24 protein-coding genes are annotated in these 26,229 nt (G+C 65.7%); 12 read left to right on the forward strand and 12 right to left on the reverse strand.

Annotation, left to right across the window (positions count from 1 at the left end; genetic code table 11):
* Positions 1-70: 70 nt before the first annotated feature.
* The 4 genes from fumC to ACXJLH_RS21010 form a co-directional block, all read right to left on the reverse strand.
* Entirely contained in the window at positions 71-1,459 is a 1,389-nt protein-coding gene (gene fumC, locus ACXJLH_RS20995; RefSeq protein WP_457445992.1) for a class II fumarate hydratase, read from the reverse strand.
* A 400-nt stretch (positions 1,460-1,859) separates the two neighbouring features.
* Positions 1,860-2,276 carry a hypothetical protein gene (locus tag ACXJLH_RS21000; protein ID WP_457445993.1) on the reverse strand — a complete coding sequence of 139 codons (417 nt, stop codon included), beginning with the start codon at positions 2,274-2,276 and terminating at the stop codon, positions 1,860-1,862.
* A 381-nt stretch (positions 2,277-2,657) separates the two neighbouring features.
* Complete coding sequence (locus ACXJLH_RS21005; RefSeq protein WP_457445995.1) at positions 2,658-3,335, reverse strand: DUF4145 domain-containing protein; 678 nt, start codon at positions 3,333-3,335, stop codon at positions 2,658-2,660.
* Positions 3,336-3,357: 22 nt separating this feature from the next.
* A complete protein-coding gene (locus tag ACXJLH_RS21010; protein WP_457445997.1) occupies positions 3,358-4,752 on the reverse strand; it encodes an FRG domain-containing protein in 1,395 nt (464 codons plus the stop codon).
* Positions 4,753-5,278: 526 nt separating this feature from the next.
* Between ACXJLH_RS21010 and ACXJLH_RS21015 the strand changes: the two genes are divergently transcribed.
* Genes ACXJLH_RS21015 through ahr form a run of 4 tightly spaced genes read left to right on the forward strand, consistent with a single transcriptional unit; the run spans position 5,279 to position 9,213 of the window.
* Positions 5,279-6,817: a fumarate hydratase gene (locus tag ACXJLH_RS21015; protein WP_457445999.1), complete on the forward strand. Its 1,539-nt coding sequence runs from the start codon at positions 5,279-5,281 to the stop codon at positions 6,815-6,817.
* 38 nt (positions 6,818-6,855) lie between these two features.
* On the forward strand, positions 6,856-7,314 hold the full coding sequence (locus tag ACXJLH_RS21020; protein WP_457446001.1) for an N-acetyltransferase family protein: 459 nt from the start codon (positions 6,856-6,858) through the stop codon (positions 7,312-7,314).
* Positions 7,315-7,330: 16 nt separating this feature from the next.
* Positions 7,331-8,176 carry an alpha/beta hydrolase family esterase gene (locus tag ACXJLH_RS21025; RefSeq protein ID WP_056201393.1) on the forward strand — a complete coding sequence of 282 codons (846 nt, stop codon included), beginning with the start codon at positions 7,331-7,333 and terminating at the stop codon, positions 8,174-8,176.
* 23 nt (positions 8,177-8,199) lie between these two features.
* Positions 8,200-9,213: an NADPH-dependent aldehyde reductase Ahr gene (gene ahr, locus ACXJLH_RS21030; RefSeq protein ID WP_457390445.1), complete on the forward strand. Its 1,014-nt coding sequence runs from the start codon at positions 8,200-8,202 to the stop codon at positions 9,211-9,213.
* Here ahr and ACXJLH_RS21035 read toward each other — a convergent pair.
* Both ACXJLH_RS21035 and ACXJLH_RS21040 read right to left on the reverse strand, forming a co-directional pair.
* On the reverse strand, positions 9,210-10,520 hold the full coding sequence (locus ACXJLH_RS21035; RefSeq protein ID WP_056201386.1) for a mechanosensitive ion channel family protein: 1,311 nt from the start codon (positions 10,518-10,520) through the stop codon (positions 9,210-9,212). The genes ahr and ACXJLH_RS21035 overlap by 4 nt on opposite strands.
* A gap of 121 nt (positions 10,521-10,641) precedes the next feature.
* Positions 10,642-11,577, reverse strand: a complete 936-nt coding sequence (locus ACXJLH_RS21040; RefSeq protein ID WP_457324667.1) for a histone deacetylase family protein — start codon at positions 11,575-11,577, stop codon at positions 10,642-10,644.
* A 23-nt stretch (positions 11,578-11,600) separates the two neighbouring features.
* Between ACXJLH_RS21040 and ACXJLH_RS21045 the strand changes: the two genes are divergently transcribed.
* The 4 genes from ACXJLH_RS21045 to rsgA all read left to right on the forward strand — a co-directional run bounded on the left by ACXJLH_RS21045 (position 11,601) and on the right by rsgA (position 16,454).
* Positions 11,601-12,539: an AAA family ATPase gene (locus tag ACXJLH_RS21045; protein WP_457390442.1), complete on the forward strand. Its 939-nt coding sequence runs from the start codon at positions 11,601-11,603 to the stop codon at positions 12,537-12,539.
* A 105-nt stretch (positions 12,540-12,644) separates the two neighbouring features.
* Positions 12,645-14,309: an ExeA family protein gene (locus ACXJLH_RS21050; protein WP_457446003.1), complete on the forward strand. Its 1,665-nt coding sequence runs from the start codon at positions 12,645-12,647 to the stop codon at positions 14,307-14,309.
* A 26-nt stretch (positions 14,310-14,335) separates the two neighbouring features.
* A complete protein-coding gene (locus ACXJLH_RS21055; RefSeq protein WP_457446005.1) occupies positions 14,336-15,061 on the forward strand; it encodes a general secretion pathway protein GspB in 726 nt (241 codons plus the stop codon).
* A 322-nt stretch (positions 15,062-15,383) separates the two neighbouring features.
* Positions 15,384-16,454 (forward strand): ribosome small subunit-dependent GTPase A, encoded by a 1,071-nt coding sequence (gene rsgA, locus ACXJLH_RS21060; RefSeq protein ID WP_457446007.1) that lies wholly within the window; start codon positions 15,384-15,386, stop codon positions 16,452-16,454.
* Positions 16,455-16,684: 230 nt separating this feature from the next.
* Here rsgA and ACXJLH_RS21065 read toward each other — a convergent pair whose 3' ends face one another.
* The 5 genes from ACXJLH_RS21065 to ACXJLH_RS21085 form a co-directional block, all read right to left on the reverse strand.
* On the reverse strand, positions 16,685-18,016 hold the full coding sequence (locus ACXJLH_RS21065) for an MBL fold metallo-hydrolase (protein WP_457446009.1): 1,332 nt from the start codon (positions 18,014-18,016) through the stop codon (positions 16,685-16,687).
* Between the two features lie 189 nt (positions 18,017-18,205).
* Positions 18,206-18,361: a DUF3096 domain-containing protein gene (locus ACXJLH_RS21070; RefSeq protein WP_082532451.1), complete on the reverse strand. Its 156-nt coding sequence runs from the start codon at positions 18,359-18,361 to the stop codon at positions 18,206-18,208.
* A 155-nt stretch (positions 18,362-18,516) separates the two neighbouring features.
* Complete coding sequence (locus tag ACXJLH_RS21075) at positions 18,517-18,825, reverse strand: luciferase domain-containing protein (RefSeq protein WP_235531859.1); 309 nt, start codon at positions 18,823-18,825, stop codon at positions 18,517-18,519.
* Positions 18,826-19,115: 290 nt separating this feature from the next.
* Positions 19,116-19,565: a DUF5990 family protein gene (locus ACXJLH_RS21080; protein WP_235531855.1), complete on the reverse strand. Its 450-nt coding sequence runs from the start codon at positions 19,563-19,565 to the stop codon at positions 19,116-19,118.
* Positions 19,562-20,098 carry a CbrC family protein gene (locus ACXJLH_RS21085; protein ID WP_457446011.1) on the reverse strand — a complete coding sequence of 179 codons (537 nt, stop codon included), beginning with the start codon at positions 20,096-20,098 and terminating at the stop codon, positions 19,562-19,564. The genes ACXJLH_RS21080 and ACXJLH_RS21085 overlap by 4 nt, the downstream gene beginning before the upstream one ends.
* A 99-nt stretch (positions 20,099-20,197) precedes the next feature.
* On the opposite strand from ACXJLH_RS21085, the gene ACXJLH_RS21090 reads away from it, so the two are divergent.
* Genes ACXJLH_RS21090 through mltB form a run of 4 tightly spaced genes read left to right on the forward strand, consistent with a single transcriptional unit; the run spans position 20,198 to position 25,138 of the window.
* The gene (locus tag ACXJLH_RS21090; protein WP_056193458.1) at positions 20,198-21,025 is read left to right on the forward strand and encodes a ParB N-terminal domain-containing protein; all 828 of its coding nucleotides are present in this window, start codon (positions 20,198-20,200) and stop codon (positions 21,023-21,025) included.
* Between the two features lie 50 nt (positions 21,026-21,075).
* Positions 21,076-22,059 (forward strand): DUF58 domain-containing protein, encoded by a 984-nt coding sequence (locus tag ACXJLH_RS21095; protein WP_457324349.1) that lies wholly within the window; start codon positions 21,076-21,078, stop codon positions 22,057-22,059.
* Complete coding sequence (locus ACXJLH_RS21100; protein WP_457446014.1) at positions 22,056-24,077, forward strand: transglutaminase family protein; 2,022 nt, start codon at positions 22,056-22,058, stop codon at positions 24,075-24,077. The genes ACXJLH_RS21095 and ACXJLH_RS21100 overlap by 4 nt, the downstream gene beginning before the upstream one ends.
* The gene (gene mltB, locus ACXJLH_RS21105) at positions 24,074-25,138 is read left to right on the forward strand and encodes a lytic murein transglycosylase B (protein WP_235531851.1); all 1,065 of its coding nucleotides are present in this window, start codon (positions 24,074-24,076) and stop codon (positions 25,136-25,138) included. The genes ACXJLH_RS21100 and mltB overlap by 4 nt, the downstream gene beginning before the upstream one ends.
* Here mltB and ACXJLH_RS21110 read toward each other — a convergent pair.
* A complete protein-coding gene (locus tag ACXJLH_RS21110; protein ID WP_457446016.1) occupies positions 25,132-26,199 on the reverse strand; it encodes a cyanophycinase in 1,068 nt (355 codons plus the stop codon). The two genes, mltB and ACXJLH_RS21110, sit on opposite strands and share 7 nt — an antisense overlap.
* Positions 26,200-26,229 lie beyond the last annotated feature (30 nt).

Here is a 26,229-nt window from a genome sequence, read left to right on the forward strand (position 1 = left end):
GCCGTCCCCTCGGGGGACCGGCTGGGTCGCCCGCGTTCAGCGAGGCGCAACCGGACGAGGGGCAGCGTTTCTAGCGCCCCACCATCTGCCCCGGCACCACCCAGGCGTCGAACTGCTCGGCCGTCACATGGCCCAGCGCCAGCGCCGCCTCGCGCAGGCTGCTGCCTTCCTTGTGCGCCTTCTTGGCGATCTGGGCGGCCTTGTCGTAGCCGATATGCGTGTTGAGCGCCGTCACCAGCATCAGTGAGCGCGCCACCAGCTCGGCGATGCGCCCCTCATTGGGCTCGATGCCGACGGCACAGTGCCTGTTGAAGCTGGCCATGCCATCGGCCAGCAGCCGCACGCTCTGCAGGAAGTTGTGGATGACCATGGGCCGGAACACGTTGAGCTCGAAGTTGCCCGACGCGCCGCCGATGTTGATGGCCACGTCGTTGCCCATGACCTGGGCGGCCAGCATGGTCACCGCCTCGCTCTGCGTCGGGTTGACCTTGCCCGGCATGATGGACGAGCCCGGCTCGTTCTCCGGGATGCTGATCTCGCCAATGCCGCTGCGCGGGCCGCTGGCCAGCCAGCGCACGTCGTTGGCGATCTTGGTCAGGCTGGCCGCCAGCGTCTTCAGCGCGCCGTGGGCGTGGACGAGGGCGTCGCAGGAGGCCATGGCCTCGAACTTGTTCGGCGCCGTGACGAAGTCATGGCCCGTCAGTCGCGCCAGCTCCGCGGCGACCTGCTCGGCATAGCCCTTGGGCGCGTTCAGCCCGGTGCCCACCGCCGTGCCGCCCAAAGCCAGCTCGTACAGATGCGGCAACGCCGCCAGCACATGCCGCTCGCCGTGGTTCAGCTGCGCCACCCAGCCCGAGATCTCCTGCCCCAGCGTCAGCGGCGTCGCGTCCTGCAGATGGGTGCGGCCGATCTTGACGATGTCGTCAAAGGCCTCGGCCTTCTGCTGCAGCGTCGTGCGCAGCGCGCGCAGCGGCGGCAGCAGGCGCTCCTGCAAGGCCTGCACGGCGGCAACATGCATGGCGGTCGGGAAGACGTCGTTGCTGCTCTGGCTGCGGTTCACGTCGTCATTGGGATGCACCAGCCGCCCCTCGCCCCGCTCGCCGCCCAGCAGCTCGCTGGCGCGGTTGGCCAGCACCTCGTTGACGTTCATGTTCGTCTGCGTGCCCGAGCCCGTCTGCCAGACCACCAACGGGAACTCGTCAGCATGCAGGCCACCAATGACCTCGTCGGCCGCGGCCACGATGGCCTCGGTCTTGGCCTGGTCCTGCAGCCCCAGCCCACGGTTCACGACGGCCGACGCTCGCTTCACCTTGGCCAGCGCTCGAATCAGCTCGGGCGCCTGGCGTTCGCCGGAGATGTCGAAGTTCTGCAGCGAGCGCTGCGTCTGCGCGCCCCACAGCTTGTCGGCCGGCACCTCGATGGGGCCGAAGGTGTCGTGCTCGATGCGGGTTCTGCTCATGACGATTCTCACGAAGGCGGGGTTGGCTTTCAGCATAGCCAGGATGAGAACCCTTCTCATCTTTGCGGCCACCGATAATTCCGGCCGCCCCCAAGCTTGTCCGCCCTCCAAATGACCACGATCCGCCAGCAAGACCTCATCGACAGCGTTGCTGCCGCCCTGCAGTACATCAGCTATTTCGCAAACTGATTCTTCTCTTCAAAATCAGTTGGTTAGCAAAAACGCCCCGACGCCAACCTCCGCGATTCGCCAAAAAAGCGTGAATCTGCGCTAAGTGCTTTACAGCACACGCATTTGAGCCCCCTGCCCCGCTTAAGTTGCTCAAATTTTGCGTGCAAATATTTGCACAAAATTCGTACAGGCCTTTGGGAAAAGGTACTGCTACGCAGCGGCAATCAATCTAGCTTGTCTCTTTGGGCTTGAAGCCTTTCACGACCCACGCCGCAAGCCAACCGATGAAGTAGGCACCAAACACAAGGCCAAACCATAAGCCAATGCCTACAAGCAACAACCTCAGCTGATCAGTCTTAACTTGATTGAATTCAACTGGTGCATACTCTGCGGTTTTCTTTTGGATAGCTGCTACCGGGTCTGACGTCTTCTCGACCTGCGCCCTGCATTCTTTATCGGCGGCTCTGCGGTCTTCAGCGTTCATCCTAATGACGCAAGCGGCAATCGCCTGCTCCATTGAACGCGAATACCACTCCTCGGCGTCTCTTCGTGCAAGGGAATCAGCAATCGACTCGTTTGGCCAGGCTCGGTAGAGACTAGCGGCAATGACCGTTGCCGTGAACAGTGCATACACAATCTTTGCCAACCATTCAACTTGTTCATGCTTCTCTCCCTGACGTGATGCAGTGATCCTAAGTCGCCGCATTGCTGGTGCCACTGGAAAAACCCGATCTATTACCTGACCGAAATTTCAGGATATGCGATGCTGCGGTCGCTTTTGTCAAAAATCTCGCACACTTTACGCACAGTTTTCCCAAACACGGAACTGGCAAAAAGGAGATTAATCTTGGCACTATACAAACGAGAGGGAAGCGACATATAGCATGTGCGCAAGATGGTTGGTGGCATAAGCGATCAAGGGCTTGCAATGCAGCGTTTGGTTGGATAACCTGTTGAGATTGCGACTTCTAGCCAATGACTCGACGACTTACAAGCAGCCGACAGACGGTGCTGCATTATCGCCGCTTTATGGTTTGCCAGCTTTCTTTGGCTTTGCCTGCCTAGGAGGCACTTTGAGCTTCTTTGCTCTTGCGGCCGTGACATAGATAGACTCAAGTACATTCTCCAGAATGTCCATCACCACGTTTACATCCGACGACGTGGGCTGATAGCCGCGATGCGTCGTAGCGTGTCCAGCTTCAATGAGCGGACCTAGCGCATCAAGTTGAATCTTGCTAATGAAGCCACCTTCTAGAAACTTTTCTAGATTCTTAACAAAGCTGCCGTTGTCGCCGACTTTTTCGACCATCACGAATTCAAGTAACGAGCGCACTCCCAGCATAGTCAGCCACCAGTTCTGCACGCCAATGGCGGTGTAAAGCTCTTGCAACAGGTCATATTTGCTCTGTTCATTGAGGAAGTCGGCCTTGAACAGCTCATGTATCCATGCAGGCCGGCGGCGAGTCAAAGCGGGCGGATATTGGTCAACCATTTCCCCTTCACCGTTGATCGACCAATCCGTCTTCATCGAGATGTACTCGCATCCATCACACTCTGCAAGCGTGTAGATCGTTTCCTCCACATCGAAGTCTTCATCATGTGTTTCGACGGCGTCTTGCTTGGTGATCGCAAAGAGCACAGTGTGTCGTGTGTTTCGAAGGCATAGGTTGCAGTGCCACTTCACCTTCTTGCCGGCTTCAGTCATTCTTATCGCTCCTCCGTCATCGTCACTCAGCTTGCTTTTCTTCGGGTTCGCTCTTGGTCTGATAGCGCGTTTTTATGTGGTTGCAAGTAGCGACTAGGTTCGGGAAGACTGAGCTCTCGTGGATGCCGAGTCTTTCGAGCTCATCGAGAATGGCTTGCTTGTTTTGCACCCGAATGCGATGAATGGTAATTGCTTCAGTGCTTTCTTCCTCTAGAACGGCTTCATGCCCAAACAACAGGAATGCGCCGGACTGCGATGAAATACGATCGTTCGTAAGCTTGCTCTTAACGGAGATGACGCTCTTCAATGTCGACGGCTGAATGTGTCGCAAGAAATACGGTTTCTCAGCCGAGATGAAATGATGTAGACGCTTGATAGGCTCTTGCGAGTTAAATGTGCCGATTGCTATCGTCTCGCCTTCCGCTGCACGCTGAGACATACTGAAGTCAATACTGTCTTTCTCTTTGGCACTAAGCAAAGACAGGTTGGCAATGCAGCTCGCGCTATCTGAATCAAAGTATTTAATCTTGTCGCGATCCATCTGGAAGATGATCACCTCACCATCTGTGGCAAGCTTCTTTGTACTTTGCTGCGCGCTGAATGCGGCGAAGAACAACGCGATAAGCGGGTTAGAGGTAATGTCAAGAAGTCTTGTTGGCAACTCGTAGTGTTGCATCCGAACAAGGCGGTCCAGTGTGGAAGTGTCATCCTTGAAGTCAAAGGAATTGGAGACTAAGACTTCTCGGAACATTTGATGTTCGCTGTCCTTGTACAGCGGAACGCCATCTTTGTTGGTTCGAAAGACAGAGGGCTTCAGCTGATAGGTTGCGTCTGTATGACCTCGGTAAAACGCTTCTTTGTTCGAGTTGTGCAGCTGATTGATCTCGGCTATGAATTCTGACACACTACCAATTGATCTAACGCGTGCGGCCATTGCCTCTACTATCGCGGCGGCCGTCTGTTCAACATCGAGTTGTGTCAGTCGAGGTCGAGAAGCCGTGACCTCATTGAGCAAGCCTGACGCTCTAAGTTTTTCATGTAGGTCTCCGCTTTTGACTGCCCAATGCGTTCTTGAGAACTCCCATTCGTGAACCCCAAAGCGCTTACGATGTGGAAAGAAGTCGCCAAAAGGTATCGGCGGAATATTTGGATCGAAATCGACAGTGACGCGAATAATGCCGCGCTGAAGCTCAATGTCTTCGATGGTGCCGAGCCTGATGTCCTCCTCGCCTTCATATGCACAAAGGCAAGGCATTGCCCTGAGGCGAGCAATATTTGTCTTCGTCAGATTTTCGAACTTCTTGACGATGTCGTCGGGGCTGTACTCGAGAAACCTGCTCCGTTCGAATTCCTCAACCCCTCCAACCCAAACCTCTCGTGAGGCAGTGACCATAAAGTGGAACATTGGCTCAGGCATAGTGGCTCTCTAGCTTCTGATGTTATTGATAGGCTGGCAGCAGGTTGCGGCACGCAGCTTAGCCGCACTGCGCTCCGCCTTCTACGGGAATACTTGCATTAGTCGGCCGTCTCGCTATCGGAATTTGTCCTGACTCGGCTCAACTGTTGAGCAAAGTCATCGTTGATCAGCTCTTGGTCAAGCAGCTTAGCGATGGGCGGGTGCTACCTTTCCAAGCGCAGCATCGTGCTCTACGGTGACCAGCGCATTCAGCACGAACGCCATGAGCAGATCTGGTGGTGCAGGCTCGTACTGAACTGAGGAATTGCTACGCGGGCAACCTTCTCAGCATCGATTCCGTAGGAAATGCGACGCGGCGGATTCGTACGGTGCAGTCGAAGCTAAGGTGTTGACAGCAAAGAACTTTTTTTCGTACAGCGCGCTGCGCGGGGTGTGACAAAATTTGTACAGGCGCTTTTGGACTAGAGGCGTCCGTACAAATTTTCTACTGCGACGCTATAAGTTGTTGCTTTAAAAGGCTTTTTTCATGGTTTCCATCAAGTGCCAAGATTTGGTTGACTCGGTAGCAGCGGCTCTGCAGTACATCTCGTACTACCACCCGGCCGACTACATCGCCCACCTGGCCCGCGCCTACGAGAGCGAGGCCTCGCCCGCCGCCAAGGACGCGATCGCCCAGATCCTGACCAACAGCCGCATGTGTGCGGAAGGCCGCCGCCCGATCTGCCAGGACACCGGCATCGTCAACGTCTTCCTGAAGATCGGCATGGACGTGCGCTGGGAAGGCTTTGCCGGCAGCATCGAGGACGCCATCAACGAAGGCGTGCGCCAGGGTTACCTCAACCCGGACAACAAGCTGCGCGCGAGCGTGCTGGACGACCCCATCTTTGCGCGCAAAAACACGAAGGACAACACGCCTGCCGTCGTGCAGATGGAGCTGGTGCCCGGCAACACCGTGGACGTCATCGTCGCGGCCAAGGGCGGCGGTTCGGAGAACAAGAGCAAGGTCTACATGCTCAACCCCAGCGATGACATCGTCGACTGGGTGCTGAAGACCGTACCCACCATGGGCGCGGGCTGGTGCCCGCCCGGCATGCTGGGCATCGGCGTGGGCGGCACGGCCGAGAAGGCCGCCCTGCTGGCCAAGCAGGCGTTGATGGAAGACATCGATATGTACGAGCTGCTGCAACGCGGCCCGCAGAACAAGCTCGAAGAGATGCGCATCGAGCTGTACGAGAAGGTCAACGCCTTGGGCATTGGCGCTCAGGGCCTGGGCGGCCTGACGACGGTGCTGGACGTGAAGATCAAGACCTTCCCGACGCATGCGGCCAGCAAGCCCATCGCGATGATCCCGAACTGCGCGGCCACGCGCCACGCCCACTTCGTGCTGGACGGCAGCGGCCCGACCTACCTCGAGCCGCCCAGCCTGGACCTGTGGCCCGACGTGAAGTGGGCGCCAGACTACAACAAGAGCCGGCGCGTCGACCTGAACACGCTGACGCCGGACATCGTCGCCACCTGGAAGGCCGGCGAGACGCTGCTGCTGAACGGCAAGATGCTGACCGGCCGCGATGCCGCCCACAAGCGCATCCAGGACATGCTGGCCAAGGGTGAGCCGCTGCCGGTGGACTTCACCAACCGCGCCATCTACTACGTCGGCCCCGTGGACCCGGTGCGCGACGAAGTCGTCGGCCCGGCCGGCCCGACGACGGCCACGCGCATGGACAAGTTCACCGACATGATGCTGGCCAAGACTGGCCTCATCGCCATGGTCGGCAAGGCCGAGCGCGGGCCGGTCGCTATCGAGTCGATCAAGAACCACAAGAGCGCCTACCTGATGGCGGTGGGCGGCTCGGCCTACCTGGTCAGCAAGGCGATCAAGGGCGCCAAGGTCGTCGGCTTTGAAGACCTCGGCATGGAAGCCATCTACGAGTTCGACGTGGTGGACATGCCCGTCACCGTGGCGGTCGACGCCACCGGCACCAGCGCCCACATCACCGGCCCGGCGGAGTGGAAGCAGCGTATCGCCTCGGGCAAGGCCGTCGGCATCCCGGTCGCCTCGGCCTGACGCCTACACAATCGGGTGGTCAACCTTGACCACCCGATATGACCCAAGTCCGCCCCCTCCAGCCCACCGACCGCGCCGCCTGGCAGCCCCTCTGGGACGGCTACAACGCCTTTTACGGCCGTGCCGGCGAGACCGCGCTGCCCGCTGAAGTCACCGAGACCACCTGGGCGCGCTTCTTCGACGCCACCGAACCGGTTCATGCACTGGTCGCCGAAGATGAAAGCGGCCAGCTGCTCGGCCTCGTGCACTACCTCTATCACCGCAGCACGACGCGCGTCGAGCTGACCTGCTATCTGCAGGACCTGTTCACGACACCTGAGGCGCGTGGCCGCGGCGTGGGCCGCGCCCTGATGGAGGCCGTGTATGCGGCGGCCCGCGAGGCGGGCATCAAGCGCGTCTACTGGCAGACGCACACCACCAACGCCACGGGCCGCGCGCTGTACGACAAGGTTGCGCATCACATGGGCTTCATCGTCTACGCCCAAGACGTCGCCTGACCTCGGAGGACTTCAAGTGCGCCTGTTTTTCGTCGCCGCCGTCCTGCTGGCGCTGTACACCCTCTCGCCGCCCGCCAGGGCACAGACCTGCGCCCTGACGCCGGTCGCCGGCGAGATGCGTGAGCTGACCTCGGGTGGCCGCACGCGGACTTATCGACTCTTCGTGCCGCCTGCCGTCGCGGGCCGCAGCCAGCTCCCGCTGGTCTTCGACCTGCACGGCACGGGCGGCAAGACCGCGGGGCGCGCCAGGGAAAGCGGCTTCGAGACACTGGCGGCGCGAGAGGGCTTCGCTGTCGCCACACTGCAGGCGGAAGACTCGCGCTGGAATGTGCCGGTGGCCAGCACCCGCGCCGACGATGTGCAGTACGTGTCCGATGTCATCGACCACATTGCCGCCCAGGTCTGCATCGACCCGAAGCGGGTCTATTCGACCGGCTTCTCAGGCGGCGGGCGCATGTCCTCTCTGCTCGGCTGCCGCCTGAACCACCGCATCGCAGCGATCGCGCCGGTTGGCGGGCTGCGCTGGTTCGGCCCCTGCGCGGGCCGCGCCGTGCCGGTGCTCACCGTGCACGGCCTGGCGGACTCGACCAACTCCTACGAAGGTCATGCCGACCGCGGCCCCGAGTGGGTGGAAAGCGTGCCGGAGGCCCTGGCCGGATGGGCCGCCCACAACCGTTGCCAGCCCAAACTCGTCCAGGACGCCCAGCCCGGAGCGCTCCAGACCATCCGCTACGCGGGCTGCACGGGCAACTCAGAGGTCAGGCTGCTGCGCATCGACGGCATGGGCCACATCTGGCCCCATACCGAGGTCGATGCAACCGACACGATCTGGCAGTTCTTCAAGGCTCACCCGCTCCAGTAGGTCGAACACAACAGGAGACTCGCATGTCCAACATCCGCGCCTACGCCGCCCTCGCCCCCGGCGGCGCCCTGCAACCCTTCGACTACGACCCCGGCCCGCTAGGCGACGAGGACGTCGAAGTCACCGTCGAGCACTGCGGCATCTGCCACTCCGACCTGGCCATGATCGACAGCGAGTGGTTCCCGGCCGCCTACCCCGTGGTGCCCGGCCACGAGGTCATTGGCCGCGTCACGGCGCTGGGCGCTCATGCCAAGGGCCGGCAGATCGGCCAACGCGTCGGTGTGGGCTGGCATGCCAGCAGCTGCACGCATTGCAATTTCTGCCTTGGCGGCGAGCAGCATCTGTGCGGCAAGCGCCAGCCGACGCTGATCGGCCGCCATGGCGGCTTCGCGGACCGGCTGCGCGCCCACTGGAGTTGGGCCGTGCCCCTGCCCGATGCGCTGGACCCGGTCGCGGCGGGCCCGCTGATGTGCGGCGGTGGCACGGTCTTCCTGCCCTTTGTACTGCATGCCATCAAGCCGACCGACCGCGTCGGCGTCGTCGGCATCGGCGGCCTGGGTCACCTGGCCGTCAAGTTCGCACGTGCCTGGGGCTGCGAGGTCACGGCCTTCACGTCGTCGCCCTCCAAGCGCGACGAAGCCCTCGCACTGGGCGCGCACAAGACGCTGTCCAGCGTCGACAAGGCCGAGCTGAAAGCCGCCGCCGGCAGCCTGGACTTCCTGCTCATCACCGTGGGCGCCGCATTGAACTGGGACGCACTGCTGGCCACGCTGGCACCCAAGGGCCGCATGCATCTGGTCGGCGTCGTCACCGACGCGATGGCATTGAAGAGTGGCGGCCTGCTGAGCTGGCAGAAGAGCCTGTCGGCCTCACCCACACCACCGCCCTCCGTCCTGAAGACCATGCTGGACTTCTCGGCACGGCATCAGATCCTGCCGCAGGTGGAACGTTTCCCGATGAGCCGCGTCAACGACGCACTGGATCACCTGCGCTCAGGCAAGGCGCGCTACCGCGTGGTGTTGGACGCCGATTTCTAGTCGCCAGTCGGTGCAGGTGCCTCCGGCGACGTGGCCGTGGTCGCCGACTTCGGCTGGCGCTGCACCTGCTGCGGGTAGGGAATGTCCACGCCCAGGCGCTGCAGCGTGTGCAGCACGGCCAGGTTGACGTCCGAGCGCACGCCGCCGCTGCCGTTCTCGGGGTCCATGATCCAGAAGAACACGCTCAGCTCCAGGCCGCTGTCGGCAAAGCGGCTCAGCTGCACCGATGGCCCCGGGTCGCTCAACACGCGCGGGACTTCGGTGACGGCTTTGGTGATGGCCTGCATGACGTTGTCGACGTCGCAGTCGTAGTCCACCTGCACCACCGTCGACAGCAGCACGCGCGGGTCGGCCAGCGAGGAGTTCTCGACCCGCTGAGTGATCAGGATCTCGTTGGGCACGATGGCTTCCTTGCCGCCGAGCGACCGGATCACCGTGTAACGCGTCTTGATGTCGGTCACGCGGCCCTCGAAGCCGTCGACCTTGACCATGTCGCCGATGCGCAAGCTCCGCTCGGCCAGGATGACAAAGCCGCTCACGTAATTCGCCGCCAGCTTCTGCAGGCCAAAGCCCAGGCCGACGCCGAGCGCCCCACCCAGCACGCCCAGGGCCGTCAGGTCGATGCCCGCGGCCGACAGCGCGAACAGCAGGCCGATGAAGAGCAGCAGCGAGCGGATCGCGTTGGACGCGATCTTGCGCATGGACAGGTCCAGTGACTCGCGGCGCAGCAGCTGGGCCTCGATGGCCGACGAGATCCACAGCGCAACGACCAGCACCAGCGTGGCCGTCAACCCGCCCTCGATGAGGTTGCGCAGCGTCAGCTTGACGGTGCCGAATTTCCAGCCGATGTCGTCCAGCTCGTCCATCAGCACGGGCCACAGCCCGGTGATCCACAGCACCGCGCCGATCCACACCAGCCAGGAGCCCAGCTTCTCCAAGGCCTTGAAGGCGGTCGAATTGGGCCAGGCGGCGCGCAGCACGCGGGCGATGAGGCGGATGGCGGCCAGCGACACCAGCACCGGCAGCGCCAGCTTGAACAAGGCCGGTGCCAGCCCGTACAGCGGCAGCAGGCGGCGCGCGCCAAAGGCCAGGGCCAGGGCGAACAGCGGGAAAAGCGTGCCGTCGATGACGCGATCGCCGAACAGCACGCTGTTCTCGCGCCGGGTGACGGCGCGCGACAGCGCCCAACTCAGCAACCCTGCCAGAGCCAGGCAGCCGAATAGCAGGCCCCATTCGGCCAGCGCGTCGGCGCTGAAGACGCGGGTCAGCAAGGCCTGGAGTTCGGCCAGGCTCAAAGGTTGGTGCATACGGTTTTAGTCAGTTGGGGACAGAGCTACTCGCTGCGCTCGGGCGGTCTGTCCCGCAAAATTCTCAGCTTAGTTGGGGACAGAGCTACTCGCTTCGCTCGGGCGGTCTGTCCCGCAAAGTTCACAAATCAGCCAATACGCGCAAATGGATGCCCACGCTGCGCGCGAGGGCGTGCAGGTTATAGCCGCCCTCCAGGACCGACACGATACGGCCTTGCGCATGACGGTCGGCCACGGCCTTGATCTTCTGCGTGATCCATTCGTAGTCGGCCTCGATGAGGCCCAACTGGCCGAGATCGTCGTCGCGGTGGGCGTCGAAGCCGGCGGAGATGAAGATCATCTGCGGCTTGAAGCGCTCCAGGGCCGGCAGCCACATGGCCTCGATGATCTCGCGCACCTCGCCGCCACGCGTGTAGGCCGGCAGCGGCACGTTGACCATGTTGGTGCCCTTGGGGACGGCGCCGCTGTAGGGGTAGAGCGGATGCTGGAACAGGCTGACCATCAGCACGCGGTCGTCGCCGGCAATGATGTCCTCGGTGCCGTTGCCATGGTGGACGTCGAAGTCGACGATGGCCACGCGCTTGAGGCCGCGCCGGTCCAGCGCGTGCCGCGCAGCGATGGCCACGTTGTTGAAGAAGCAAAAACCCATGCTCTGGTCGCGCGTGGCATGGTGGCCCGGCGGGCGCACCGAGCAGAAGGCGTTGTCGGCACGGCCGTCGATGACGAGGTCGGTCGCCTGCACGGCAGCACCCGCCGCATGCAGGGCGGCGGTCCAGGTATGGGCGTTGGCCGAGGTGTCGGGGTCGACGGCGCAACGTTCGCCCGTCTCGGCGCAGTCCCGCAGCAGGGCGCCGATCTCGGCGACATAGCCGTGGGTGTGAGCCAGCTCCACGTCCTTGAGGTCCACCGGCCGGGCGTCGAAGTACTCGAGCGCCTGGCCCAGGCCCGAGGCGATCAGCCAGTCGTCGATGGCAGCCAGCCGCTCCGGGCATTCGGGATGGCCTTCGCCCATGTCGTGGCGGCGGCATTCGGGAGGGTTGAAGTAGGCGGTGGGCATGTCTCTTGATATGGTCCAGCCTCATGACGCAAGCTCCATCACGAACGCTGGCAGCGCAACTGCTGGCACTGCAAAACCAGATTAGCACGGTCATCAAGGGCAAGCCGGCCCAGATCGCCGATTCCCTGGCCTGCCTGATCGCCGGCGGCCACCTGCTGATCGAGGACCTTCCCGGCGTCGGCAAGACCACGCTGGCCCATGCGCTGGCCATTTCCCTGGGGCTGAAGTTCTCGCGCCTGCAGTTCACGGCCGACCTGCTGCCCAGCGACCTGCTGGGCGTCAGCGTCTACGAGCGCGAGAAGAACGGCTTTGCCTTCCACCCCGGCCCGGTGTTCGCACAGGTGCTGCTGGCCGACGAGATCAATCGCGCCGGCCCCAAGACGCAGAGCGCGCTGCTGGAGGCCATGGAGGAGCACCAGGTCAGCATCGAGGGCATCAGCCACCCGCTGCCCGAGCCCTTCTTCGTCATCGCCACGCAGAACCCCAGCGAGCAGCTCGGCACTTTCCCGCTGCCAGAGTCGCAGCTGGACCGCTTCCTGATGTGTATTTCCCTTGGCTACCCCGACGCCGCCGCCGAGCGCGAGCTGCTGACCGGGAAGGACAGCCGTGAGCAGCTGCGGTCGCTGGGCGCCCTCATGACGCCGGCGGAGCTGATGCAGGCGCAAGCCGCCGTCAAGGCCATCCACGCCGCGCCGCCGCTGCTGGACTACCTGCAGGCACTGATTGCGGCCACACGCTCGGGCCAATGGTTCGTGGAAGGCCTGTCGCCGCGCGCCGGCCTGGCCGTGCTGCGAGCCTCCCGCGCCCGGGCCCTGCTGCAGGGGCGCGACTATGTGTCGCCCGACGACGTGCAGGCCATCCTGCCGCAAACCATCGCCCACCGCCTGCAGCCCCGCGCCGGCGCGGGCCGCGGCGCTCGCGAGCAGGTGCGGGCGATGATCGAAGCCATCGCCCTCCCCTAGCTTGGCGCTGATTGCCGGCCTGGCGCTCCTGCGCAGCCAGCACGTCGCGGTTGGCCGGACGGGTTCGGACCGGGCAGATCGGCGGGATGGTTATCCTGCCGCCCCATGTACGTGCCCTTCTTCGGCTTGAAACAAGCGCCGTTCTCGATCGCGCCGGACCCGCATTACCTGTTCATGAGCGAGCGCCACCGCGAGGCGCTGGCCCACCTGCTGTACGGGCTGGACGGGGGCGGCGGCTTCGTGCTGCTCACCGGCGAGATCGGCGCCGGCAAGACCACCGTTTGCCGCTGTTTCCTGGAGCAGATCCCGGCGAACTGCAACGTCGCCTACATCTTCAATCCCAAGCTCACCGTCACAGAGCTGCTGCAGGCGATCTGCGACGAATTCCATGTCGTGGTGCCGGCGGGCGCGCGGACGGTGAAGGACTACGTCGACCCGCTGAACGCCTTCCTGCTGGCGCAGCACGCGGCCGGGCGCAACAACGTGCTGATCATCGATGAGGCGCAGAACCTCTCGGCCGACGTGCTGGAGCAATTGCGCCTGCTGACCAATCTGGAAACCAGTGAGCGCAAGCTGCTCCAGGTGGTGCTGATCGGCCAACCCGAGCTCCGCGGCATGCTGGCCCGGCCGGAGCTGGAGCAGCTGGCGCAGCGCGTGATCGCGCGCTTTCACCTGGGCGCGCTGTCCGAGGCCGAGACGGCGCAGTACATCCGCCACCGCCTGAACGTGGCCGGCCTCACCGGCGCGCTGCCCTTCGACCGCAAGGGGCTGCGCCTCATCCACCAGCTCACCCGCGGCGTGCCGCGCCGCATCAACCTGCTCTGCGACCGCGCACTGCTGGGTGGCTATGCCAGCGGCCAGGCGCAGGTCACGCGAACAATAGTGCGCCAGGCTGCGCGCGAGATGTTCGACGAGCAGGCCGCGCCGCCCGTGCCCAGGCGCAGGCCCGTCGCGGCGGGCATTGGCGTGGCCCTGCTGGCCGCGGCCATCGTGGGCGGCTGGCTGGCCTGGCGGGCGCAGCAGGCCACCATGGACGGGCGCCTGCAGAAGGCCAGAGCGGAGGGCATGGCTGCGGCTGCCAGCGCGGCATCTGCTGCGGCAGCGGCTGCGAGTGCGGCTTCGCAACCCGCCTCCGCGGCCAGCCGCGCCGAGCCAGCCCCCGAACTGCTGACGCTCGCCGACTGGAAGCCGCAGGACGCCGACGCCTGGGCGGCCCTCGCCCAGCGCTGGGGCCTGCCGCTGCCGGACAAGGCCGACCCCTGCACCGTGGCCGCGCAGCGCGGCCTGCAGTGCTACCGCAGCGGCAGCGGCAGCCTCTCGCTCATCCGCCTCATCGACCGCCCCGTGCTGCTGACCCTGCAGCGCCCCGGCCACCCGGCGGCCCTGGCCGCGCTGGTGGCGCTGGGCGCGCAGCACGCCACGCTGGTCGTGGACGGCACGCCCCGCCGCGTCACGCTGCCCGAGCTGGCCGGCGCCTGGCGCGGCGAGTTCACGACCTTCTGGCGCGTGCCACCGGGCTATGCAGAGCGGGCCGAGAACATCGTTCCCCTGCGCAACTGGCTGGCCACACAGCTCGCCAGCGTGCCGGGTAGCGCGCCGTCCGCGCCGGCCTCCGCACCCGCGCCCGGCTGGCCCGAGCTGAGCCGCCAGGTGCAGGCCTTCCAGGCCAGCCAGGGTTTGCAACCCGATGGCCGCGTCGGCCCCATCACCCTGATGCAAGTCAACCGGGCTGCCGGTATAGCCGAGCCGCGCCTGGACGTGGCGCGCTGAACGCGAGAATCGCAAGACCTAACGCCATGTCCTACATCCTCGACGCCCTGCGCCGTGCCGAAGCCGATCGCGAACGCGAGCGCGGCCAGGTGCCGGGCCTGAACACCCAAGCGGTATCCGCCAGCGACGCCGCCCGCGCCGCCGGCCCACGCCGCTGGCTGCCCTGGGCCGGCGGCGGCCTGCTGCTGCTGGCCGGCATCGGCGCCGGCAGTTGGTGGGCAAGCGGCCCGCAGGACGCGACCCCGCCGGTTTCGCCGCCCACGCCCACCCCGGTGGCCACCGCGGCGCCAGTGGCTGTGCCCGCGCCACCCGCCGCGCCAACGCCGGTCAGCGTGCCGGCGCCGCTGCCCGCCTCGTCCGCCTCGCCCTACCTGCCACTCGTGCCGCCGCCGGTCGCGGTGACCACAGCACCAGCGCCCCGTCCCGTCAGCGAGGCCACGACGCCGGCACCCGTGGCTGTCGCCGTGCCTGCCCCCGTTCCTCCAGCACCGCCCGCCCCAGCTCCCACCCCAGCCGCCGAAGCTCCCATCCCCCGCCTGGCCGAGCTGCCCGAAGCCATCCGCCGCGACGTGCCCCGCATCGTCGTCAGCGGCTCCGTCTACTCCGACGACCCGCGCGGCCGCTTCGCGATGATCAATGGCGAGGTGCTGCGCGAAGGCGCCCAACTGGGCCCCGACCACGTGCTGGAGCTGATCCGCCCGCGCGAGCTGGTGTTCAGGTTCAGGGGCCACCGCTACCGACAACCGGTGTAGGGGCACCGACGCCGCCACGTCGCTGGCAAAGCAACAGCATGCCTGCAGCACCATGCATCGCCATTGACGCGTGCCGCACGCCACAGGCAGACTGGCGGCCTTCATCAATCAGCCCGCAAAGGAGAAGACCATGGAACAAGCAGATCGTGTCGCCCTCCTCCTGCCGGCTGCCTGAGCGCCCAGCACCACTGAGTTCGAACTCGCGTTCGGACTGACCTCGCGTCCACCGCGGGTCCATTGATCGCCGCAACAGCGCGGCCGGCTTCCCACCTGTTGCTCCGCGCCACCGTGCGCGGACGAAGCCCACTTTCAATGGACTCCCATGATCGAATTCGATTTCGAGACGCTGCACGCCCTCGGGCTCACCCCCGCCATCGCGAGCCGTGCGGTACAACTTCCTCAACCCCATGACGAACCCGGCCTGCGCCTGGCCCGCGTGGTGGAGGCGCAGCGCGACTGCTTCACGCTGCATGACGGCCACACCGAGCTGTTTGCTCGCGCGCTGCCCCGGCTGGTGCAGCAGCTGCAGGCCCAGGTTCAACAGCTGACCATCGGCGACTGGGTCGGCGTTCACATCGACGCGCACGGCCAGGCCTGGATCGCCGACCGGGTCGAGCCCGTCACGCAGATCGCACGCCGCGCCAACGACGGGCGCCGCCAGCCGCTCGCGAGCAACGTCGACGCGGCGCTGCTCGTGATGGGGCTGGACGCCGACTTCAACGCGCGCCGCATGGAGCGCTACATTGCGATGGTGCGCGCCTGCGGCGTGGTGCCGGTCGTCGTGCTCACCAAGCTCGATATCGCGCCGCAAGCGCAGGCACGCATCGCCGAGATGTATGCCCGCCTGCCCGCGATCGTGCCGGTGCTACCGGTCAACGCGCTGACGCGCCAGGCCAGCACCGAGATCGGCCCTTGGCTGCATGCAGGCCAGACGCTGGTGCTGCTCGGCTCCTCGGGCGCCGGCAAGTCCACGCTCATCAACACGCTTGCCAACGCCGGCCAGGCCACGGGCGGCGTGCGCCAGGGCGACGGCCGCGGCCGCCACACGACGACGGCGCGCTCGCTGCACCGCTGCGTGCAAGGCGGCTGCATCATCGACACGCCGGGCCTGCGCACCTTCCGGCCCGATGCTGACGCCAGCACGCTCGCCGCCACCTTCGAGGACGTGCAGGCGCTCGCGCAGCAATGCCGGTTTCGCGATTGCTGCCACGAGAACGAACCCGGCTGCGCCGTGCGCGCCCGCGTCGACGCGGACCGGCTCGACAACTACAAGAAGCTGATGCGCGACGCCCAGCGCGGCGAGCAGACGGCGCTGGAGCGCATCGCGCAGCGCAGCAAGTGGAAGAAGATCGGCAAGGCGGGTAGCCAGCGTGCAAAGGAGAAGAGGGCTTGAGGGGCTCGAGCAGGACAGTGGCTTGGCAATGCCAGCATCTCATGCAGATGAACGAGGCGGGGCAATCGGCCAGATGCCAAGTTCAGGGTGGATGCTGCCTTCGCGTTGGACAGCCGGCCGGCAACTCTCGACCCATCGGCGACCTCCGATCGCTAGAAGGCGTTCCGACCCGAGAAGAACGCAATCATTTGCGCAGACTGCTCTGGTCTGCATCGACGGTGGCACGCGTGCTAGTGGGACATAGCCGTCGAATCGCGAGTCATTCGCCATGTCGGATCGAAGGGATGGTCTCGCCTGGCACCTCGCGTGAGGCCAACGGCGTCAGCGTGCTGGCCCGGTCCGAACTGACGCAATGCGGCAAAGGTCTTCGCCCAGTCGCTCGGTGGCTGAAATCCTTCACCACAATCGTCACCGACGCTGGTGGAGGAAACGTGCGTGACGGCATCCAGCAGTAGCTGACTAAATCGCTTTGTATCCGCAAATCCCAGTTTGTTCTTGACGTCGTGATTTGTAGCCGTGACGACGCCGTTCGACGACAGGATGTACTTGTCGAAATACTGCGCTTGCGCCACGAGCGAAACCTTCTGGCCATCCAGATACCCTTTGAGTGCGTCATCCTTGAATGGATACGGCATGCCCGACCAAAAAGCGTTGAACAGTCCATCCCAGTGGCTCGGCAGGTAAGTCTTCGGATGAATGACCGGGACAACCATTTCCGCCACCGGCTTTCCGCCTGTGCCGATCCATGCGTCGACCTTAGTGAGTCCGGCATCCGTCATTGCAGCGGCCAAGTTGCCAAGAGGTGGCCCGAAGTTCACACCGTCGACCACGATGTCCTTGTCCAGATCGAACGCGCTTGCCGAATTGCTGACGAAGAATGAGAGCTGGCCCTCGGGACTGTCCACCGTGAACAGGTAGGCCCTGTTACCGCCCCCGTTGGGGTAGTCCTCTCCAACGCCGGCGCGAAGGCCTCCGGACTTCGGGTCGGGAATCGGCGGTCGATACAGCTCTCGCGCAAAGTGCTGTATCGGATTGCTTGAGTCGCCGCTGTGGTTCCAGCGAACGACACGCATGGTGATGCCGTCGCCCAGTGAGATCTTTTCGCCGCCGCTGACGCTGCGGCATTGGGACCCGGCTACGCCTTGTGCTGCGGCTTGCATGCAAGTGGATGAGCCGCCAATCATCGGGGCGCCGGTCAGTTTCGCCCACGTGGGGGTGTCCCAACTGTGGTCCCAATGACTGTGGCCGACAACAAGCAGATCGAGCTTGTCAGTCCCCAGCATTGCATCGCGCACCTTGGTGATGGAGGCGACGTCGACGCCTGCCGGCTCCTTCGTGTAGGCATACACGTCATTTGCGTAGACCGGAGACGCCGTGAACAAGTTTTCGGGCAGACGGGAGATGTAGCCGTCCATGACGATGCGCTTGTCGCCGACCTTGAAATACCAATTGGCGATCGACATCCAGGTCATTTCCACCGACGGCGGCGCTGCGTTGGCGACCGACGAGAAGATCGCCGCAACAGCCGCAGAGGGCACCCAGCTCACCAGCTTGTGCTTCATCAAACTTCTCCGGTGGGGCGGATAACCATCTCCAGACGTCGCAGATACGTCATTCGGGCATTTCGTGGGTGTTCATAGGCAGCGTGTATTCCTCGGCAATGCGCACTTCGACGCGGCTAGATACCCCGAAAGCAGACCACTTCAACCGTCGGCTCCTGGCCGATCCGCGAAATTGGCAGTGAACCCCGCCTAACCCAGGTGCATCTGACCGGCGCCCACTAAGCCGATCAGCCCGATCACGATCAAGTAGATTGCGACGATGTAGTTGAGCAACCTGGGAACCACGAGGATCAGGATGCCGGCGAGCAGGGAGATGATCGGGGCAAGGCCAAGATGGAGATTCATAGAAATTTCCTTGGTTATCGCACGGCCTCGACGACAAGAGCATCGCCAAGCATGCACTTCAGCCTACCCGAAAGCTGCCGATCGTCAGCGGCGTCTCCTGGCCGATGCCGAGCATCCGCTCAGATCCCTGCAAGCTGAAACCGCCGTTGGACTGCTCATAGCTGCTCGATGGCGACCTTGACCAGTTCGGCGACACGCTCTGCCTCAGCATCGGTATGGAAGCGCACCTCGATCCAAGGCGAGGACGAAGAACGGGTCGGATGGTGAACGGAGCCGGCTGGATGGGAGAGACCCAACGCGCGGATGACCTTCTTTGTGAGTCTCAGGTCGAGTTCATGGTCGTCGTGGAAGTGCGCAAACTCCCTTCCCCTAAAGAATAGAGCTGTACCACCCGAGACAGGAGACGGTTCGGCAGCTAGTCCTTCGATAGAGACAAGCGACTGAAGCAGTTTCAGCTTGAGCATGTTCACGTGGTGCCGACATCGAAGTTGCGTGGAGAGCCTACCTGAAAGCCGTCGTTCGCAACTGACTGCTCATGGCCGGGAGCGGGTCACCGACCCGGCATTCCCGGATGACAGCTACCGCGCTGCCCAACCACTTGCCGCACCCGAATCCGGCCTGCGCATGCCCATGCGACCGAAGTGCGCGTGACTGCTTCACATTGCATGACGGCCATACCAAGTTGTTTGCCCGAGGCCCGCGCGCTGGTTGGCTATCCGGTGACCGCTTGCCAGCCGACCTCTCTGGCGCCAGGTCAGGCCACCTGGCTCCACACCACCGCGTGCGGCTTCACCGAAGCGCAGATGGGGCCGCCATCGGCCATGGTGCCAAGGACACGGGCCTCGATGGCGCCCGCACTGGAAGCCAACACGGCCTCCACGACCTCGCGGGGAATGGAAGCCAGCTTCAACTTGGCGCGGCGCGTCCAGTTGGAGCCCGGCTGTCCCGCGAGAGCGCCCGAGTTGAGGTAGACGAAACGATCCGCGGGCGTGCCCTGAGCGAACTCGCCCAGGAAGTTGACTGACCCATCCGGCAAGGGCAACCCCAGGCGAAGCGACAACTCGAACTGGATCGTCTCGCCCCGCTCAGCCAACGGCGCCAGCAGTTCGGACTTGCCGCGCTGCACGGCGAAGCTGACGCCAGGCGGCGGATCGACGACGACGATCCGCATGCGAAGGCTGGGTGCAGCCAAGCGTTCGCTCACGAGCAATCCCACCCCAGCCGCACCACGCCGCAGTGCCGGCACATGAACTTGTAGAACGCGTTGTCGCCCGCGGGCTCGTAGTCCTCGGTCGCGCGGGCCCAGTCCTTCTCGGTCAGCCCGTAATGTTGGCGCCAGTCCGCCTTGGTGGCCTCGCTCGCACGCTCCACGTCCTGCACCGACGCATCACCGCGGAACTCGCAGGCGTCGTTGCAATGAGCCAGCCACTCTTCCTGCTGCCAGGACGAGAAGCCCGGCGTTCTCTGGCTCACCTCGTCGACGATCTCCTGCGCCAGCCCCGCCTGCTGGAGCGGATGCGCGTCCGAAAAACTCGCGCCCAGCTTGCTCGCCGCCGAGCCATCCGCAATGCACCAGGGGCACAGCTTCTCGTCCAGATCGCTGGTCGCATAGACCGGCTGCACGTAGACGAAGCCGCGCGCCTGGCCGCAGCAGGCGCACTGGACCCGTCGCGGCTCGATGGCCCCGGTAGCCATCGGGTCGGGGTGGTAGCGGAAATGGGGAAGGTCGCTGTCCATCGGTACTCCGTGTGAGACTGGATTCTGGCTCGCCGCCCAGGCCCATGCTGAGGCTCTCTAGAATCCGCACCCTTTTGCCAGCTCCCTGCACCCGGCTCCATGGACATCGTCGTCAACGAAGAACTCAAGGCTTACATCGACCCATTGACGGCGGAGGAACACGAGGCCCTGGAGCGCAGCATCCTGGCCGAGGGCTGCCGCGATGCGCTGGTGCTGTGGGGCGACGTGCTGGTGGACGGGCACAACCGCTACGGCATCTGCAGCAAGCACGGGCTGCCCTTCCAGACGGTGCAGAACCCTCGCTTCAAGTCCATGGAGGACGTGCATCTGTGGATGATCGACCAGCACCTGGGCCGGCGCAGCATCTCGGACTTCCAGCGCGGCGTGCTGGCGCTGCGCAAGCGCGAGATCGTGGCCGAGCGGCGTGCGCGCAGCGCGGCTGTGGAAGCGGCTGAGCCCGTCGCCCAGGCAGCGGCACCGGCACCCGCCCAGGACGCCCTGCAAACGCGCGAGGCCCTGGCCAAGGCCGCGCGGCTGAGCAGCAACCAGGTGGTGATGATCGAGAAGATCCAGAAGCAGGCCACGCCCGAGGTGGTGGCCGCGGTGAAGGCCGGCGCGATCTCGATCAACGCCGCCGCGGCCGTCGCCACCTTGCCGGCCGAGGAGCAGGCAGCCGCTGCGGCGGCCGGTGCGCAAGAGCTCAAGCAGGCAGCCAAGCGCGTGCGCGAGACCAAGCGCAAGCCGCCCGCGGCCGACCCGATGCTGGATACGGCAGAAGCCTCCGCGCCGGAACCCACGATGGAAGCGCTGCGCCAGCGGGTCTCGGCGCTTGAAGCCGAGAACGCGGCGTTGCGGCAGGAACTGGCAGCGCTTCGCCCACAGCCGTCCTCGCCCCACCCTGTCGAGGAAGCGCAAGCACCCTTCTGAACACCCCCAGGTCACGCTGAGGCTTGCGAACCCCACGTATCCTCTGACCCATGGCTCCCGTCCAAGCCCTGCGCCAACGCTGGCAAGCCTGGTGGCAGGCCCGCCAGTCGCCCGCCGACACCCACCAGACGACGCAGCGCAATGTCTACATCGTGCCGACCTGGGCCGGCGTGGCCTTCTGCGGCACGCTGGGCGTGCTGCTGCTGGCCAGCATCAACGAGCAGCTGAGTCTGGGTTACGCGCTGACCTTTGCGCTGACCGGCGCGGGCCTGGCGTCCATGCACACCACCCACGCCAATCTGCGCGGCCTGCAGATGGATCTGAAGGCGCCTGAGGGCGTGCACGCCGGTGACGAGTACGCGCTGGAGCTGCGCCTGCACAACCCGGGCAGCGCGCGCTTCGGCATCGCCGTCAGCGCGCAGCTCGACAGCGGCGCCACCGAGCCGGCCTGGATCGACGTGCCGGCCCTGGGCCATGCAGTGCTGAAACTGCGCCTGCCGGCTGACAAGCGTGGCCTGCGCGAGCTGCCCCGCCTCATCGTCACGACACGCTTTCCGCTCGGCTTCTTCCGCGCCTGGAGCTATTGGCGGCCTGCAGCCAAGGTCTGGGTCTACCCGCGGGCCGAGGAGGTGCTGGCGCCCTTCCCCACCCAGGCCGAGGCCGGCGCTGGCGAAGCCGCGTCGACACGCCAGTCCTCCAGCGGCACCGACTTCTCCGGCGTGCGCAGCTACCGCCGCGGCGACTCGATGAAGCAGATCCTGTGGCGCAAGTCCGCGCTGGCGCTGGACCAGGGCCTGCCGCTGTGGGTGCGCGAGACCGAGGCGCCGCTGGCCCAGGACCTGTGGCTGGACTGGCGTGACACCCAGGGTCGCGATGTCGAGGCACGCCTGTCGCGCCTGGCCGCCTGGGTTCTGGCGGCTGAACGCCTGGGCCAGCCCTATGGCTTGCGCATGGCGGGGCGTGACCTCACGCCTTCCCTCGGGGCGACCCACCGCCAAGCTTGCCTCGAAGCCCTCGCGGGGTTTGACGCATGAATGGTTTAGCTGCCTGGTGGGCCCGCCTGCCGCGTGACGCGCGCGACAGCTTCTTCCTGCTCGGCGTCATCACGGCCGTCATCGCGCCGCATGCCGACCACCTGCCCTGGTGGAGCAGCGCATTGACCACCGTCGTGCTGGCCTGGCGCGCCTCGCTGGCCTGGCGCCAGCGGCCGCTGCCTGGGCGCTGGTGGCTGGCCGCCGTCATCGCGGTCTACACGGGCCTGACCTGGCTGACCTTTCGCACGCTGATCGGCCGCGAGGCCGGCATCACGCTGCTGGTCATGCTGATGGCGCTCAAGACCATGGAGCTGCGCGCGCGCCGCGATGCCTTCGTCGTCTTCTTCCTCGGCTTCTTCCTGGTGCTGACGCAGTTCCTGTACTCGCAATCGCTGCTGATGGCGGTCTGGTCACTGGCGTCGCTGTGGGGGCTGCTGGCCGCCGTCGTGCTGGCGCAGATGCCCACGGGCATCCCCAGCATCGGCATCGCGGCAAGGCACGCTGCCGGCACCACGGCGCTGGGCCTGCCCGTCATGGTGCTGCTCTTCGTGCTGTTCCCGCGCATCGCGCCGCTGTGGGGCGTGCCGACCGAGGCCATCGGCCGCACGGGCCTGTCCAACCAGCTCGAGTTCGGCGCGATGAACGAGATCGCCAACGACGAGAGCATCGCGATGCGGCTGAAGTTCGAGGGGGCCTTGCCGCCGCCCGACCAGCGCTATTTCCGCGGCCCGGTGCTGACCCGCTTCGACGGCAAGACCTGGCGCGCCTATGACTCCCGCTCCAGCCAGAGCTGGCTGCGCGGCCGCGACGACCTGGCCACGGCCGGCCCGGCGCTACGCTATGAAATGACGCTGGAGCCGCTGCGCATCTCGGTGCTGCCCCTGCTGGAGATGAGCCCAGGCGGCGTCGGCAGCGAACTGAACCTGACCGACCTGACCGTCGTGCGCGGGCCCGAGCTGCAATGGCTGTCGCCACGCCCCATCACCGAGAGGCTGAGGGTGGCAACCAGCGCCCACACGGCCTGGCGGGCCGGGGAGCGCCGCAACCGCCTGCAACTGACCACCGACCTCGACCTGCCCGCCGGTCTCAATCCGCGCACCCGTGCCTGGGCCGAGCTGCTGGCCGGCGAGGCGCGCTTTGCCACGCTGGGGCCGGGCCCGCGTTCCGAGGCTCTGGCCGCAGCCCTTCTTGAGCACATCCGCAGCCAGGACTTCACTTACACCCTCACCCCCGGCCGCTATGGCGAGACTTCGCCCCACGTCATCGACGAATTCTGGCTGGACCGGCGCCTGGGCTTTTGCGAGCACTTCGCCTCCGCCTTCGTCGTCGTCATGCGCGCCATGGGCGTGCCGGCGCGCATCGTCACCGGCTTCCAGGGTTGGGACGCCGAACCCCAGGACGGCTATCAGGTCGTGCGCAACGCCAATGCCCATGCGTGGGCCGAGTTCTGGGTCGAAGGCCGCGGCTGGGTGCGCAGCGACCCGACCGCCGCCGTGGCGCCCAACCGCGTCACCCAGGGCCTGGCGCTGCGGCCGCAGCCCGGCGTGCTGGGCCAGTTCAACCCGACGCTGTGGCGGGCCATGCGCAATGGCTGGGAGACCGTCAACAACCGCTGGCAGCAACTGGTGCTGAACTATTCGCGCGACAACCAGTTCGACCTGCTCAAGCGCCTGGGCTTCAGCCAGCCCGACTGGACGGCGCTGGGCCAGGCCCTGGCCGGCGTCATCCTCGTGCTGGCCGTGGCAGGCGCCGCCTGGATACGCTGGAGCAGCCGGCCGCACGACGCCTGGAGCCGCCAGCGGGCGCGCATAGCCGCCCTGCTGACCCGTGCGGGCGTGAGCATCCCCGCCCACGAGAGTCCGGCCGCCTGGGCGCGCGCGCTGCGCCGCCAGCATGGCCAGAAGGCCGAGCCGGCCGCGCAGTGGCTGGAGAAGCTGGAGCGCTCGCGCTACGCCCCTGACGCATCGGCGCCCGCCTGGGGCGAGTTCCGCGCCGCGGCCCGTATGCTGCAGCCGTGAATTTCCGATACCTCCCCCTGCTGGCCGGCCTGCTGCTGGCTTGTGCCGTCCACGCCAAACCCCGCCACGCCAAGCCGGCGCCGCCTCCTGAACCGCTGGGCAACCGCCCCGCCCTCGTCGCCTTTGCCGACGAGCTTGCGGCATCGCAAAGCTGGGACGCCACCGCGCTGCGCGAGCAGCTCAGCCAGGCCCTGGACCTGCCGCGCGTGCGGCAGCTCATCCTGCCGGCGGCCGTCGGCACAGCCAAGAACTGGACGGCCTACCGCGACCGCTTCATCGAGCCCAGGCGCCTGGACGCCGGCGTGGCCTTCTGGGCCGAGCACGAGGCCGCGCTGGCGCGTGCCGAGAGCACCTACGGCGTGCCGGCCGAGGTCGTCGTCGGCATCATTGGCGTCGAGACCTTCTATGGCCGCATCACCGGGGGCTTCAAGGTGCTGGACGCGCTGGCGACGCTGGCCTTCGACTTTCCCACCGAGCACCCGCGCGCCGCCGAACGCCAGGCCTTCTTCCGCAGTGAACTGGCCGAGTTCCTCAAGCTCTGTCGCGAGAACGGCCTGGACGCCGGCGAGGTGCGCGGCAGCTATGCCGGGGCCCTGGGCTGGCCGCAATTCATGCCCGGCAGCTGGCGCCAGCATGCGGTGGACTTCGACGGCGATGGCCGCATCGACTTGATCGCCAGCCCGGTGGACGCCATCGGCAGCGTTGCCCACTACCTGTCCGAGTACGGCTGGAAGCCCGGCGAGGCGACGCACTACAGCGTCAAACTGCCCGCTGACCGCCGCGAGCGGGCGCGCCTGCTGGCGCCGGACATCAAGCCCAGCTTCACCGCCACCGACCTCAGCGCCGCCGGCGCCTTGCCCTCCAAGGCCGCACTCGACCACGATGGCCCCATGGCCGTCATCGAGCTGCAGAACGGGCCGAAGAAGCCGACCACCGTGCTGCTGGGCACGCAGAATTTCTGGACGGTCACGCGCTACAACTGGTCGGCCTATTACGCGCTGGCCGTCATCGAGCTCGGCCAGGCCGTGGCCCGGGCGCGCCAAGCCTCCAAAGCTCAGTAGGGGTTGGGCATCAACACGCCCGTCTCCACCGAGATGAAATACGGCGACACGGTCGGCCAAGTGGCCAGGTTGTATTGCCCGCCGGCCGTGCGTTTCTCGACCTGCAGGCTGCGGAAGGTCAGCGGCTTCCTGGCCTGCACCGTCGTCGGCGCCAGCGTCGGCTTGAGAAAGTAGGCGCGACCGGTGCGGCCGCCCAGGCCGTCGTCATTGCCCATGACGGTGGCGATATCGCCGTCGACAACGACGGCCGTCTGCTCATCCACGCCGATGCCGCGCAGCGTCTGCCAGCCGGCCCAGCCGTCAGCCGACAGGCGGGCCAGGAAGGTGACAAGGCGGCCCATGCGGTCGCGAGCGACGAGGTGGGCGTCGGTGATGACGTTCGCCATCAGCGGCAGCGCATTCAGGAAGCTGCGGTCCAGCGTGACGCCGCGGTCATAGGGGTTGGCCATGGCGGTGGCCGACGACACCGACTGGTTGGCGCCCGAGTAGTCGAACTGCCCGAGCACGGCCAAGCCGGCGCTGGTGCCGCCAAAGGGCACCTTGCGCGCGACGGCGGCCTTCATCGCCGCTTCCAGCGGCGTGCCGGCCCATTGGGCGATGTAGGTGGACTGGTCGCCACCGGCAATGAACAGCACGTCGGCGCGAGCGACCAGGTCCAGCACCTCGGGCGCGCTGGCGCCGGCACGCGTCTTCAGCACAATGGACTCGACCGAGTCGACGCCGTCCATGGCCATCAGGTAGGCGTTGTAGCCGTCGGCACCCGAGGTGCGCAGGATGACGACATCCACCTTGGCCGCAGTGCCGCCACGCGCCTTGGCGATCATGGCGCGGAAGGCGTCGTCGACGTCGATGCCACCGCCCATCAGCACGAGCTGGTTGCTCGCTGGCTGGGGTGGCAGTGCATCGGCGGCGCTGCCGCTGCGGTAGACGTCGTAATCCTTGTTGCCGGCCGTGGCCTTGGCGCCGCTGCCGGCACTGCCACCGCCCGCTGCGGCGGCCAGGCTCACGCAGAGCAGGCCCAACGAGACGATGCGACGGGCCCAGATATCCAAGCGCTTCATGTGATTTTCCCAGGTGATGGCTGGGCGAGT

The sequence above is a fragment of the Roseateles sp. P5_E4 genome (genome assembly GCF_054049255.1).